The 14,232-nt window shown below is 59.5% G+C and carries 9 protein-coding genes; 3 read left to right on the top strand and 6 right to left on the bottom strand.

Annotated features, from left to right (window positions below; all coding sequences use genetic code 11):
- From GIV35_RS07590 to leuA, 3 genes are all read left to right on the top strand, one after another.
- Nucleotides 1-822: a M23 family metallopeptidase gene (locus GIV35_RS07590; protein ID WP_057975063.1), complete on the top strand. Its 822-nt coding sequence runs from the start codon at nt 1-3 to the stop codon at nt 820-822.
- A gap of 471 nt (nt 823-1,293) precedes the next feature.
- Nucleotides 1,294-5,166 carry a membrane-targeted effector domain-containing toxin gene (locus GIV35_RS07585; protein ID WP_236485862.1) on the top strand — a complete coding sequence of 1,291 codons (3,873 nt, stop codon included), beginning with the start codon at nt 1,294-1,296 and terminating at the stop codon, nt 5,164-5,166.
- A 398-nt stretch (nt 5,167-5,564) separates the two neighbouring features.
- A complete protein-coding gene (gene leuA, locus GIV35_RS07580; protein ID WP_105228354.1) occupies nt 5,565-7,244 on the top strand; it encodes a 2-isopropylmalate synthase in 1,680 nt (559 codons plus the stop codon).
- A gap of 197 nt (nt 7,245-7,441) precedes the next feature.
- Here leuA and GIV35_RS07575 read toward each other — a convergent pair whose 3' ends face one another.
- From GIV35_RS07575 to hisS, 6 genes are all read right to left on the bottom strand, one after another.
- The gene (locus tag GIV35_RS07575; RefSeq protein WP_096143339.1) at nt 7,442-8,233 is read right to left on the bottom strand and encodes an amidohydrolase; all 792 of its coding nucleotides are present in this window, start codon (nt 8,231-8,233) and stop codon (nt 7,442-7,444) included.
- Entirely contained in the window at nt 8,221-9,369 is a 1,149-nt protein-coding gene (locus GIV35_RS07570) for a pyridoxal phosphate-dependent aminotransferase (protein ID WP_105228356.1), read from the bottom strand. The genes GIV35_RS07575 and GIV35_RS07570 overlap by 13 nt, the downstream gene beginning before the upstream one ends.
- 135 nt (nt 9,370-9,504) lie before the next feature.
- Nucleotides 9,505-10,974, bottom strand: coding sequence for a ribosome biogenesis GTPase Der (der, locus tag GIV35_RS07565; protein ID WP_016977675.1), 1,470 nt, complete (start codon nt 10,972-10,974; stop codon nt 9,505-9,507).
- Nucleotides 10,975-11,113: 139 nt separating this feature from the next.
- Nucleotides 11,114-12,265: an outer membrane protein assembly factor BamB gene (gene bamB / locus GIV35_RS07560; RefSeq protein ID WP_032903676.1), complete on the bottom strand. Its 1,152-nt coding sequence runs from the start codon at nt 12,263-12,265 to the stop codon at nt 11,114-11,116.
- On the bottom strand, nt 12,258-12,899 hold the full coding sequence (locus tag GIV35_RS07555) for a YfgM family protein (protein WP_003194010.1): 642 nt from the start codon (nt 12,897-12,899) through the stop codon (nt 12,258-12,260). Before GIV35_RS07555 ends, bamB begins: the two co-directional genes overlap by 8 nt.
- A 41-nt stretch (nt 12,900-12,940) precedes the next feature.
- Nucleotides 12,941-14,230, bottom strand: coding sequence for a histidine--tRNA ligase (gene hisS, locus GIV35_RS07550; RefSeq protein WP_034128022.1), 1,290 nt, complete (start codon nt 14,228-14,230; stop codon nt 12,941-12,943).
- Nucleotides 14,231-14,232: the final 2 nt, after the last annotated feature.

Genomic DNA, 14,232 nt, shown 5'->3' with positions numbered 1-14,232 from the left:
ATGCCACGCCTACTGAGCCTGTTGATGCTGTTGTGCCTCACATTTAACGCCCACGCCGACAGTTACATCACGCGGACCCTGAACAAACCGGTGCCAGGCGGCGTGGCCGTCGTCGAACTAGGCCCTTCGGCCACGGCGCCGAAAGCCACCTACCAGGGCAAGCCGGTGCTGGTGGTCAAGGAGCAGGACAACTGGCTGGCGATTGTGGGTATCCCGTTAACGGTCAAGCCTGGCAACGAGCGCATCAGCAGCGGTGGGCGCAACCTGCCGTTTATCGTCGGTTACAAGAAGTATCCGGAACAGCGCATCACCTTGAAGAACAAGAGCCAGGTCAACCCTGACCCGGCCCAGCTCAAGCGCATCGAAGGCGAACTGGCAGTGCAGCTCAAGGCTTACCGCAGCTTCAGCCCGAACCTGCCTAGCAATCTGGTGCTGGATAAACCGGTGAACGGGCCGCTTTCGAGCAAATTCGGGGTGCGCCGCTTCTTCAACGGTGAAGAACGCAACCCGCATTCGGGCCTGGATTTCGCCGTACCGGCCGGCACACCGATCAAGACACCCGCCAATGGCAAGGTGATTCTGGTCGGCAATTACTTCTTCAACGGCAATACCGTGTTTGTCGACCATGGCCAGGGCTTTATCAGCATGTTCTGCCATATGTCGAAGATCGATGTGAAGGTGGGTCAGCCACTGGTGCGCGGTGCGGTAGTCGGCAAAGTCGGCTCGACAGGCCGGGCCACTGGGCCGCATATGCACTGGAACGTCAGCCTGAACGATGCACGGGTAGATCCGGCGATTTTTATCGGCGCGTTTCAACCCTGAATACCGTGGCCGTGAGGGGCGTCAGTGATTTCCTGCGCTGGCGCCTGATCTGCCGGAGGTTCGCTGCAATGCATTGTGATCTTCTTACACTTTTGCGATGAACCATCCGACACCCGAGACTCACTCAACCAGCGATTTACACGGACGTAATGAGCAGGACCTGAGCATTGGAGATTCAATTCCCATGAGACTCTTTCCATGTCACTTACCCCAGCACTGTCAGAGCGACATTCGCAAAACCTCCTGACCTCATCTCACGCCTCACCCGGTACTCCCCCGACCAGCCCGCCTACACCACCCGCAACTCTGCAACAACCTGCATCAGTCCCCTTGCCCGCCGCCGCCAATTACGCCCCCGATGACCCGCCTACTCCCGCCTCGTCAGGTATAACCCCGGCGAAAATGCGATACCCGCAGTTGGTGAAGCATTTCAAACCCAGCAATGAAACACAGTTCACCGCTGAACACGCGATGCTGACCGAAGACAAGCAACGCCTGCATAGCCAGCAACCCGGCTTCAAGGCCTTTGTACAGTCGCAACTTGAGGAAGCGTTCCCCGCGATCAGGCCGCTGAATCCCGACATGCTCAGTTTCAATCGCTACAGAGTGGGCGATGGACGCGAATCACTGGCCTCTTCAGAGCCCCTGATGGCTGCGCTGGCCAGGATGATCCGCGACATCCAGGCCAACCCGAATGCGTTGATGCGCCCGGAGCGAGGCATAAGAACTGAATTCACCTATCGACGAACCATTGCCGACCTGGCGGTACCGGCCTTTACCGAAGGCACGCTGCAATCCATTGCTCGCAGCATTGCCACGCAATACCCGCAGGCGCTTGAAGAATACTGGAGCACACCGCGGCCGGTGGAAAATCAGCCGACTCTCCAGATGTCGCCGCAAGAGCAACTGTTGTTCCTGCACAAAAAACAGCTGTCGATCCTCGCCTCACTGCGCCTGAGCGATGGCACCCTGAGCGCGACCGGCAAAGGCCTGATCGACTCCGCGTTGCGCTACCCCACCCTGCAAGACCGGGAAAAACGCTTCACCGACGGTGATCGCTTAGGGGTGTACCCCGTCACTGTGGATGACCAAACGGAACATGGCGCGATGCTGCCAGGGGCCTTTCTCATCACCCGAAAAGACGGCTCCTATGCTACGCCGCCCACCTGGCCGAATGGGCGCGCACTTGCGCTCAACGATGACAATGGCCCCGTCGTGATGTACACGCCCAGCGAAGGTTTCGAGGAATTCGCAACCCCGGCCCAGGCACGCCAGGCTTTGGCCAGCCGCCTGGACCAGGGCGGTGTCGAGGCCAAGTTGCTCCTGCAAGGCCTGCCCCCGGCTCTGCAAAACAGGCCCGACCCTATTACCGGAAAAGATCTAATGTCGAGTGTCGAGCCATCGGCCGGGGATGTGTTGGCGCAATCGATCCCCTGGATGCTCAAACGCCAGCGGGCAGACATTAATACCCACCTGAGCACAGCATTGGCGCCAGGCAAAACCGTCAACCTTCTTCTCGACAGTGCCACATTGGAAGGTATCGATAATGCGGCCGACTGGTCGTACCTCACCGATGGCACCAACGCCATGCTGGCCCGGGACGCCAAACTGACCGACAAACTCCAACCCGAATGGTTGAAGAATCTAAGCCCCTTTCAAGAAGCCTTGTTTTTGCACTTGGACAAAGCGCAGGAACGGAGCCTGGATGCGCTGACGCCCCTGCTTGAAAAAATCCCGGCGCTGAACACCTTCGCCCGTGACCGCCTGAATGCAGCCATCAAGCAGCGATACCCGGCAGCAGAAATCGATGCGGATCAACTCATGGTGCAGGTCCACACCCGCACCGCCATCCACGGCGGAAGAGGGACTGGCCAACCCCTCTATTCGAAACAAGACGCGGTGTCCCTGACCGACTTGGCGCTGAAGAATCCCAGTGGCTTCCCGGCCGTCGAAAGAGGTGTATACACCGATGAGAAAATGACCTTGCCTCTGCGCGACAAGCACGGCAAGCCCGTACGAGACCTGAGCGGCAAGCCGGTTACCCTGGATACCGACGATCTCAAGGCACTGGTCAATACCGCCGATGTCGGTGGCGAATACACCAAACTGCTCAAACAGGAAATGGCCCCAGATGCCCAATCGGGGAGCGCTGTGCACTTGCGCACAGCGTGGAAAGCTCATCTGGCAGACGCGATGGATAAAGAAGCGTTTCTGGCAGAACTCAGCCCCGACGCCTATACGGAACTGGCCAGCGACAACATCCATAAACGCGCGGCGCAGTGGGCGGATGCGGTACTGACTCACCCCGACCCGGCCACCCGCCCTCAAGTCGATGGGAAAACCATCGTCGCCAACAGCCTGCTCCACAGGGGGCTAGCGGTGCAGGGCGTGATGGTGATCGGCAGCCAGACAGATCCATCGCTGGTGCTGTACACCCCCAAGGCTCCCGACGGCATTACTTATCGCGAAGTCGCGGACCACAAGGCCCTCGACACCCTCCTGGAGAAAAAAGAGTGGGCAACCTATATCGCGCAAAGAAAATCACCCGTCAGTAAAGATGAGGTCGATCAGTTCAAGGGAGCGCTTAAAGAAGCTGCGTACAGCCCAACGAAATTGATGTCCCCCGAGCTGGCGGTCTCGTCGATCAAGCTGCTGGGAGGCGCCACTCGCCTTGAGCCCATAAAAGGTGATTTCCAAGACCATCTGTACAAACAACACGTACAGATGGCGATCGACCGAGCGGATCACCAGTCCGTAAGCAGTGCGGAGGTCGCACGGCAATCGCTCAAGAACAAAATCGAGTTCGGCATTGAAGTGGCATTGATCTTTACCGACCTGATACCGGTGGCTGGCAAAGGTGTGTCTGCGGGTTTTCGTCTGGGCAAAGCCGGCATCAGCGCACTGCGCGCCAACAGCAGAGTGTTGCCGCACCTGATCAAAAGACCCGGCCTGGGACGGGCGATCTACAGTGATTTCACCCTGTCTGCGGCGGGTATCTCCAATGTTCGCGCGGCCCCCATACGCCCGGTATTCAAGTCGTCGACGGCGACAGGCGCGATTACCCCGCGCCCAGGGCCAAGAGCACTGCCTGCGCCCGTCAGCCCAGTGCCGGCGCGACCTTTAGCCAGCACCGGCAACACTATCGCCAGCTCACGCACGCCCAACGACGCCGTCATTCCCGAGCGCGACTTGAGTGCGTACGCCAGGCCTGGCGATATGATCAACGGCCGGACGCTAAGGAGTGACGGTACCTATAACGTTGGCGACGAGTGGTTCATCCGATTTACCGACAGTACCCGCGTGAGCAGGGTTTATCAGATCGATTCAGCCTTTCACGCTCGCAGTGGCTGGGTCAATATCATCGACCCGAACGTCCCATCAACTGCGCCCAAAAGCAGTAGAATCGTCGCCTCTGTACAACATGCGGGCAACGGTGAATGGCGCCTGAATCAACTGCCCGGTGGAGCGCCCACGCCGGCACCGGGAGCTTCGACGAGAGGCGCCGAGGCCCCTGCCCGACCAGCGTTACCAGACGCCGAGTATTTCAGCCTCAACAGAGGGCGGCTGGTCGAAGCCGACTTCACCCCTAAAACCTTGCCAGTGGCCAGGTATTGGTTCAGGCGGGATTTGTACAACTTCTACAAGAACATGCTCACTCAAGGCCAGATGCCGCCGCGCCCGCCCCGGCTGGAGCTCGCACCCGGCACCTCGCCGGCCGACCTGTTGCGTAAGGCCTACGAAATCACTGATGTGGTGGTAGTGGGCGAGCGCCATAACGAAATCGCCAGTTTCCAGATGCTCAAAGAGAATATGCAGGCCCTCAAAGAGTCGGGGGTTACCACGTTTTATATTGAAGGTGTCGAAACCAATGCCGCGGGCCAGCTCATGGATGTGGGCATGGGTGGCCACCGTCCTCAAGGCGCGTCTCCCACGCTCTCAGAACTGGTTCAACTTGCCAATGACAATGGAATCACCGTCAAATCCCTCGAGCACCACTACTTGACCCGCCGATCGGATATGCCCGATTTCTACAAGTACGTTGGGGACAACGACAACGGCATTACTCGCCTGCAAGAATTCAATTACTTCGCGACCCGTATCTTGGAAACACGCAAGCCGGGCGAAAAAGTACTCGCCTTGGTCGGCCGGGCCCATATGAACACGGCCCGAAACGTTCCAGGTCTGGCGGAACTCACTGGAGGGGTGGGCATAGGCGTGTACCCGGACAAAACATTCAACAAGAGTGTTGCCATCAGCGGCCCGTCAATACCAAGGGACCCCGGGGCCAACGTCACGAATAGCCATACGGCAGGGGATTATCAGGTCTTCCATAAAGTCATTTGAGTAATCACCGTCGTGCGTTGTTTGCACGATGGTGAGCCCTTCACTGTCGCATGCGGCGCCACGGGAAAACCTCATCACCAAAATTGCGCCACCACCTACAGCAGCGCAACAATGTGAAGAAAACAAGATGCTGTTAGCAATAAATATTCGTAAAGCTTGTTTTACACAGAAAATCTATCAATTTTTCCCGACCACCTTGCCATCTCACTTGGCCACGGTTAGGGTTGGGCTTATGAAAACCTCTCACACCCTCATTCAGCTCCGCCAGCACCGCAGCCTGTGCCTTGTCAGCGCACGACTGCCAGGCTGAATCGATCTGCCTCGCCCTCAGTTTTATCCCCAATAACAGTTCCACGGCAGGCCGCCTTTTCTCGGCCCCTACAACCAAGGATTTCCCGATGAGCATGCTCAAAGACCCGTCTTCGAAGTACCGCGCGTTCCCCACCATCGACATTCCGGACCGTACCTGGCCGTCGAAGACCATCACCCAAGCGCCTATCTGGTGCAGCTCCGACCTGCGTGATGGCAACCAGTCGCTGATCGAGCCGATGGACGCGGTGAAAAAGCTGCGCTTCTGGAAGACCCTAGTGGCCGTTGGCGTGAAGGAAATCGAAGCCTCGTTCCCTGCCGCGTCGCAAACCGACTTCGACTTCGTGCGCACCCTGATCGAAGACAACCACATCCCCGAGGACACCACCATCCAGGTGCTGACCCAGGGCCGTGAAGACTTGATCGCACGCACCTTCGAATCCCTGCGCGGCGCCAAGAAAGCCATTGTGCACTTGTACAATGCCACCTCGCCGTCGTTCCGCCGCATCGTGTTCAACCAGGACAAGGACGGCATCAAGGCCATCGCGGTCAACGCCGCCAAGCTGTTCGTCAAATACGCCGCCCAGCAGCCGGAAACCCAGTGGACCTTCGAATATTCCCCAGAGACCTTCAGCGCCACTGAGCTGGAGTTCGCCAAGGAAGTCTGCGACGCGGTGATCGAGGTGTGGAACCCGACGCCTGAGCACAAGATGATCCTCAACCTGCCAGCCACCGTCGAGTGCGCCACGCCGAATATCTATGCCGACCAGATCGAGTGGTTCGGTCGCCATATCAACCGTCGCGACAGCGTGATTATCAGCCTGCACACCCACAACGACCGTGGCACTGGCGTGGCGGCCACCGAGCTGGGCCTGATGGCCGGCGCCGACCGTGTGGAAGGCTGCCTGTTCGGCAACGGCGAGCGCACCGGTAACGTCGACTTGGTCACCGTGGCACTGAATATGTACACCCAGGGCCTGGACCCGCAACTGGACTTCTCCGATATCGACGGCGTGCGCAAAGTGGTCGAGGAATGCAACCAGATCCAGGTGCACCCTCGTCACCCCTATGTGGGCGACCTGGTACACACCGCGTTCTCGGGTTCCCACCAGGACGCGATCCGCAAAGGCTTCTCCCAGCAGAAAGACGATGCGCTGTGGGAAGTGCCGTACTTGCCGATCGACCCGGCCGATATTGGCCGCAGCTACGAGGCGGTGATCCGCGTGAACAGCCAGTCGGGCAAAGGCGGTATCGCCTACCTGCTGGAGCAGGAATACGACATCAGCTTGCCGCGTCGCATGCAGATCGAGTTCAGCCAGGTGGTGCAGGCCGAAACCGACCGCGTGGGCCTGGAGATGACCGCGCCACAGATCTACGCCTTGCTGCAGCGTGAATACCTGCAAGCCAACACGCCGTACGCGTTGGTCAGCCACCGCCTGCAGGAAGAGAACGGCAACAGCTTTGTCGAGGTAGAAGTCTCGGGCAAAGGCCAGGGCGAAACCAACCTGCATTGGAAGGGCAAAGGCAACGGTGCGCTGGAAGCCTTGGTGGCCGGCCTGCCGATTGGCGTGGAGATCATGGACTACAACGAGCACGCGATTGGTGCAGGTACCAACGCCAAGGCGGCGGCTTACATTGAGCTGCGCGTGAACGGTGAGCGCCCGGTGCATGGTGTGGGGATCGATGAAAACATCACTACCGCCAGCTTCAAGGCGCTGTTCAGTGCGCTGAACCGTTCGTTGAGCCAGCAGGAAGCCAAAGCGGCGTAAGCATTGCCGTAATGCAAAAGGCCCCTGGGTGAGAATCCAGGGGCCTTTTTGTTCGGCGTCAGAGTTGTATTGTTTGTGGGGCCGTCATCGCGGGCAAGCCCGGCTCCCCCATTTGGATTGCATTTTTTCAGGTAACCCCAATCAACTGTGGGAGCGGGCTTGCCCGCGATGACGCCCTTGCCGGCGACAGATAGGCCTTAGACAAACTGAAAGCTATCGGCATCCAGATTCGCCGGGAACCGTGTACGGTAAGCCGCCAGCTCTGCCGCATCCAGGATCACCTGGAACACCCCATCCGCCTCCCCTGCACTCAGCAAAGTCTCACCCTGGAAATCCAACACCTGGCTATCGCCGGTGTAGGCAAACCCCTTGCCGTCGGTGCCCACCCGGTTCACCGCCGCCACGTAACACAGGTTCTCAATGGCCCGCGCCGGCAACAGCCGATTCCAATGCTGACGCCGAGCGCCCGGCCAGTTGGCGGTGTACAGCAGCAGGTCCGTATCCTGGGCGTCGCGGCTCCACACCGGGAAGCGCAGGTCATAGCAGATCAGCGGGCGAATGCGCCATCCCTTTAACTCGAACTGCACCTGACGTTCACCTGGGGTGTAATGGTCATGTTCACCGGCCATGCGGAACAGGTGGCGCTTGTCGTAATGCAACACCTCGCCATCCGGCCGCGCCCACAGCAGACGGTTGCGGTGGCTGCCATCGGCGGCCTGGATGATCACACTGCCGGTAATCACGGCCTGATACTTTGCCGCCTGGGCCTGGAGCCAATGATGGGTGGGGCCGTTTTCCGGCTCGGCAAGGGTTTCTGATTCCATGGAAAAACCGGTGGTGAACATCTCTGGCAGCACGATCAAGTCGGCGCCTTTGGCCTGCTCCAGCAGCAACTCGAAGTGTTCGAAATTGGCATGCCGGTCATGCCAGGCCAGGCTCGTCTGCACCAGGGCAATGTTCAGATTGGGCAGTACACTCAGATCACGCATAGTTTTTCCGCCGCTTGTCGCAACGTCTCCTCGCGTTTGGCAAAGCACAGGCGCACCAGGCGCTGGCCTTGGGGTGGGTGCTGGTAGAACACCGAAACCGGAATGGTCGCCACGCCATGTTCACGGGTCATCCACAGGGACATGGCGATGTCATCCAGGTCTGGGCGTATCTGCGAGTAATCCACCAGTTGGAAGTAAGTGCCGGTCACCCGGGTAAAGCTCAAGCGCGATGGCGCCAGCAGGTCGCAGAACAGGTCCCGCTTGGCCTGATAGAAGGCCGGCAGTTCTTCGACATGTTCCGGGTGTTCGGCCATGAAGTCCGCCAAAGCGTACTGCAAAGGGGTGACGCCGCAGAAGTTGACATATTGATGCACCTTGCGCAGTTCGGCGCTGAGGGCCGGTGGCGCGACCACGTAGCCGGTCTTCCAGCCTGTGACGTGATAGGTCTTGCCGAATGAGCTGACCACGAATGCGCGCTGATACAGTTCCTGATGGGCCAATACGCTGACGTGGGGCACACCGTCGAATACCAGGTGCTCGTAGACCTCATCGCTGATCAGGTAGATATCGCGGTCGCGGATCAGTTCGGCCAACTGGTCCAGCTCGGCACGGCTGATCAATGCACCGGTGGGGTTGTGCGGGCTATTGAGGATGATCATGCGCGTACGCGGTGAAAGCGCAGCCTTGAGTTTCTCGAAGTCCAGGGCGAAGCCTTGCAGGCTCAGTTGCACATGCACGCAGCGGCCACCGGCCAGTTCAACCGAAGGCTCGTAGCTGTCATAGCTGGGGTCGAACACGATGACTTCATCGCCGCTGCGAATCACCGCCTGAATGGCGCAAAAAATCGCCTCGGTAGCGCCTGGCGTGATGGTCACTTCAGTGTCGGCATTCACCGTGACGCCATAGCTTCGGGCGATCTTGGCCGCCACTTGCTGACGCAGCACCGGCAGGCCTGTCATGGGGGCGTACTGGTTATGACCGAGGGCGATATGCTTACCCACTGCATCGAGCAAACCCTGCGGACCATTGAAATCGGGAAAACCCTGGGACAGATTGAGCGCGCCGGTTTCGGCGGCGAGTTGCGACATGGTGGTGAAAATGGTCGTGCCGACGTTTGGCAGCTTACTGGTGATCATGGGAGCCCCCTTCGGGTGAGCTGCAAGTTTTAAGCTGCAAGCTGCGAGCAGGTCAAGGGGCAAACCGCCAGGCACAAAAAAGGGCTCCAAAGGAGCCCTCTCTTGCAGCTTGTAGCTTACAACTCGAAGCTGCCGTTATTTTTTATCACGGCGCTTCTTGTCGGCCTTCTTGTGGTGAGTCATCAAACGACGCTTCTTGTTCACCTGACGGTCAGTCAGTGTGTTCTTGTTGCCTTCGTATGGGTTCTCGCCACCCTTGAACTCGATACGGATCGGCGTACCGACCAGTTTCAAGACACGGCGGTAGGTGTTTTCCAGGTAACGCACATAGGACTTGGGCACCTTCTCGATCTGGTTACCGTGGATCACGATAATCGGCGGGTTGGCACCACCCAAGTGGGCGTAACGCAGTTTGATCCGGCGGTTGTTGACCATCGGCGGCGCGTGCTCGCCGACCGCATCTTCCAGGATCTGGGTCAGGCGGTTGGTCGGCCAGCGGGTAACCGCGGACTTGAACGAGTTCTGTACGGACGCGTAGAGGTTGCCCACGCCAGTGCCGTGCAATGCCGAGATAAAGTGGATATCGGCGAACTCGACGAAGAACAGCCGACGTTGCAGCTCGATCTTGACGAAATCGCGCTCGCTCGGCGTCATGCCGTCCCATTTGTTGATCGCGATGACCAGGGCACGACCGGCTTCCAGGGCAAAGCCCAGCAAGTTGAGGTCGTGGTCCACCACGCCTTCGCGGGCGTCCATCACGAAGATCACCACGTTGGCGTCTTTGATCGCCTGCAGGGTTTTGACCACGGAGAACTTTTCAACTTCTTCGTGGATCTTGCCGCGCTTGCGCACACCGGCGGTGTCGATCAGCGTGTACTTTTCCTCGTTGCGTTCGAACGGGATGTAGATGCTGTCGCGGGTGGTACCGGGTTGGTCGTAGACGATAACGCGGTCTTCACCGAGCATACGGTTGACCAGGGTCGACTTGCCGACGTTCGGGCGGCCGATGATAGCGATCTTGATACCGTCTTTTTCGCTCGGGCCAGGAATGCGCTTGGCTTCCTCGCCTTCAGCGACGATCTCTTCCTCGCCCTCTTCTTCCTCGACATCATCCTTTGGGAAGTCGCGCAGGGCGATTTCCAGCATCTGGGTGATGCCGCGGCCGTGGGCACCGGCGACCGGGATCGCATCGCCCAGGCCCATCGGGCTGAATTCGGCACGGGCGGCCTCAGGATCGATGTTGTCGATCTTGTTGGCGACCAGATAGGAACGCTTGTTGCGCTTGCGCAAGTGCTCGCCAATCATCTGGTCGGCAGCGGTGTAGCCCGCGCGGGCGTCCACCAGGAACAGCACGACATCGGCTTCTTCAATGGCCAGCAGCGACTGCTCGGCCATCTTTTCGTCCATGCCATGCTCGTCACCGGAGATACCACCGGTGTCGACAATAATGTAGGAGCGCCCTTGCCACTTTGCCTCACCGTATTGGCGATCACGGGTCAGACCGGACAAGTCGCCGACAATGGCGTCGCGAGTCCTGGTCAGGCGGTTGAACAAGGTGGACTTGCCGACGTTAGGTCGGCCCACCAGGGCGATTACGGGAACCATGCGGCTCTCCACTTCGTTATTTCAGAAAATACAAAAGCCGCTGCAGGGCAGCGGCTGGTGCTCGGGGCAGCATCGTCAGATGCCGCATGCCCCGCCGAAGCAGGGCCGCCTGGGGGTTACCCCAAGCATAGTCAAACCTTTACTTGATGGTCAGGGCTTCCAGCTTGCCGCCGTTGCCATACACATAAAGCATGTTACCCACCACCAGCGGACGCGCACGCAGGCCGTCGCTGTCGATACGCTGGCGACCGACAAAACGACCGTCCACCTGGCTCAGCAGGTGCAGGTAGCCTTCAAAGTCACCGACCGCGACGTAGCTGGAGAAGACTTCCGGTGCCGACAGTTGACGGCGAGCCAGGGAGTCATTGCTCCACAGTGCAGTGGTGGAACGCTCATCGACACTTTCAACGGTGCCGGATGCCAGGCTCACATAGACGCTGCCAAACCCTTGGGCGACACCCGCATAGCTGGAGGCATCACGCTGCCAGTTGATGCGACCGCTTTGCAGGTCCAGCGCGGCAACACGACCCTGGTAGGTGGCGACGTAAAGGGTTTCACCCGACAGCAACAAGCCGCCGTCGATGTCTACCACGCGATCCAGTTCGGAGCGACCTTGCGGGATGGCCACACGAGTTTCCCAGGCCGGCACGCCGTTCTGGGTATTCAGGGCAACCACTTTACCGGTCGACAGGCCAGCAACGGCCAGGTTGTTGGTCACAATCGGACCACTGGTACCGCGCAGGGTCAACACTGCAGGGGTGCTGTCGTACAACCAGCGTTGGTCCCCGGTGGAGGCATCCAGGCCGATCACGCGGTCGTCCTGGGTTTGCACCACGACGATATCGCCGTTGGTCGCCGGCGCCGAGAGCACTTCACTGGTCACGCGAGCGCGCCATTTCTCTTCACCGGTGCTGGAGTCCAGCGCGACCACGTCACCCTTGAGGGTGCCGATCAGCACCATGCCGTAGCCGACGCCCACACCGCCGGAAACCGGCAGCTCGAGGTCTTTCTTCCACTTGACGTCGCCGTTCATGCGATCCATGGCAACCACGACGCCAGTGGAATCAGTAGCCACGATGTTGTCGCCGTCAATCGCCGGCTGCAACAGGTTGTAGAGGTCGCCCTGCCCATCACCAATGGATTGGCTCCATTGTTTTTGCAGGACCACTTCTTCCTTGAAGCTGGTCAGCTCGGCAGGAGGCAGTTCTTTTTTGCTGTTGCTGCTGCAACCCGCGGCCAAAACGGCCAGAGCCAGCAATGCTGCATGTTTCCAACGGATCACGTCACGCATCCCCTTTGGCCAAGTCGTCGAGCTTGATTTGTAAGCCACCGACCGCCGCTTCATCAGACAGCGCCGCCTTGGCTTTTTGGTACGCAGCATGGGCTTCGTCGGTACGACCCAATTGGACCAACAGGTCGCCCTTGAGCTCTTCGCGAGTGGCCACGAATGCCTTGTCAGCATCGCCGTCGAGCAGTTTGAGTGCTTCGTCAGCCTTGTTCTGCGCCGCCAATACCTGTGCCAGGCGCTGACGTGCGATTTCACCCAGGGTCGGGTTGGTCGGCTTGTCGGCAATGGCCTTCAGCTCGGTGGCGGCGTCATCCAGCTTGCCGGTATCGACCGCGACTTTCGCGACGAACAGGCTGCCGTACTGGGCGTAGGTACTCCCGCCGAATTCGTTCTTCAGCTTGCCGGCCAGGTCTGCAACCTGCGCAGGGTCAGGCTTGCCGTCCGGCGTCAGGGTAGTTTCCAGCAATTGCTGATAAACGATCGAGGCGCCCTGGGATTGGTTGGCCTGATACTTGGTCCAGGCTTGCCAGCCGAACACCACCACTAAAGCCAGCAGGCCGCCAGTGACCAGGGGCTTGCCGTTACGCTGCCACCAGTCCTTGAACTCGGCCAGTTGCTCATCATCAGTACTCGACACCCCAATACTCCTTAATCGCTAAATTCGGCTGTTCGACAGCTTCAACCCTGCACGACGCAGGTGGCCAAGTGCGCAGCGAGCGCATCAAAGGCAATGTTCTGTTGTTCACCCTGGCCACGCAGGGGTTTGAAACCTACCACTTGCTGGGCCAGCTCGTCATCGCCGAGGATCAGTGCGTAAAGCGCACCGCTCTTGTCGGCCTTCTTGAACTGGCTCTTGAAGCTACCAGCGCCAGCATTGATCTGCAGGCGCAGGTTGGGCAGTTGGTCACGTACTTTTTCGCTCAAGGCCAGGGCCGCCAGTTCGGCAGCCTCGCCGAAGGCGCACAGGTACACGTCCACCTGACGGGAAATTTCTTCCGGGACCTGCTCCAGGGTTTCCAGCAGCAGGATCAGCCGCTCGATGCCCATGGCAAAGCCTACGCCCGTGGTCGGCTTGCCGCCCATTTGCTCGACCAGGCCGTCGTAGCGACCACCGGCACACACGGTGCCCTGGGCGCCGAGCTTGTCGGTGACCCACTCGAACACGGTCTTGCTGTAGTAGTCGAGGCCACGCACCAGCTTGGGGTTGATCACGTAGGGAATACCGGCTGCATCCAGACGCGCCTTGAGGCCCTCGAAATGCACCCGGGACTCGTCATCCAGGTAATCAGCCATTTTCGGCGCATCGACCAGCACGGCCTGGGTGTCGGCGTTCTTGGTATCCAGGACGCGCAACGGGTTGGTCTTCAGACGGCGTTGGCTGTCTTCGTCCAGCTTGTCCAGGTGGGCCGACAGGTACTCGACCAGGGCTTCGCGATAGCGACCCCGGGACTCGCTGGTGCCCAGGCTGTTGAGTTCAAGCTTGACCGCATCGCGGATGCCCAGTTGGCCCCACAGACGCCAAGTCAGCACGATCAGCTCGGCGTCGATGTCCGGGCCGTCCAGGTTGAACACTTCGCAACCGATCTGGTGGAACTGGCGGTAACGGCCTTTCTGCGGGCGCTCGTGGCGGAACATCGGGCCGATGTACCACAGCTTCTGGGTCTGGCCACCACCGGTGATGCCATGTTCCAGTACGGCGCGAACGCACGCGGCAGTGCCTTCCGGGCGCAGGGTCAGGGAGTCGCCGTTACGGTCTTCAAAGGTGTACATCTCTTTTTCGACGATGTCGGTCACTTCACCGATGGAGCGCTTGAACAGCTCGGTGAACTCGACGATCGGCATGCGGATCTGCTTGTAACCGTAGTTATCCAGCAGGCGCGCGACAGTGCTTTCGAAGTAGCGCCACAGTGGCGTCTGCTCCGGCAGGATGTCGTTCATGCCACGAATGGCTTGCAGAGACTTGCTCACAT

Source organism: Pseudomonas sp. PA-1-6B (genome assembly GCF_021609545.1).
In the GTDB taxonomy this organism is placed as follows: Bacteria; Pseudomonadota; Gammaproteobacteria; order Pseudomonadales; family Pseudomonadaceae; genus Aquipseudomonas; species Aquipseudomonas fluorescens_BV.
Note: the sequence above shows the minus strand (reverse complement) of the source record. Positions and strands in the feature narration are given on the sequence as shown.

Bases quoted from the DNA above. Each gene is read 5' to 3' on its own strand.
- GIV35_RS07590 (WP_057975063.1), top strand. From the start codon at position 1: ATGCCACGCCTACTGAGCCTGTTGATGCTGTTGTGCCTCACATTTAAC.
- GIV35_RS07585 (WP_236485862.1), top strand. From the start codon at position 1,294: ATGCTGACCGAAGACAAGCAACGCCTGCATAGCCAGCAACCCGGCTTC.
- leuA (WP_105228354.1), top strand. From the start codon at position 5,565: ATGAGCATGCTCAAAGACCCGTCTTCGAAGTACCGCGCGTTCCCCACC.
- GIV35_RS07575 (WP_096143339.1), bottom strand. From the start codon at position 8,233: ATGCGTGATCTGAGTGTACTGCCCAATCTGAACATTGCCCTGGTGCAG.
- GIV35_RS07570 (WP_105228356.1), bottom strand. From the start codon at position 9,369: ATGATCACCAGTAAGCTGCCAAACGTCGGCACGACCATTTTCACCACC.
- der (WP_016977675.1), bottom strand. From the start codon at position 10,974: ATGGTTCCCGTAATCGCCCTGGTGGGCCGACCTAACGTCGGCAAGTCC.
- bamB (WP_032903676.1), bottom strand. From the start codon at position 12,265: ATGCGTGACGTGATCCGTTGGAAACATGCAGCATTGCTGGCTCTGGCC.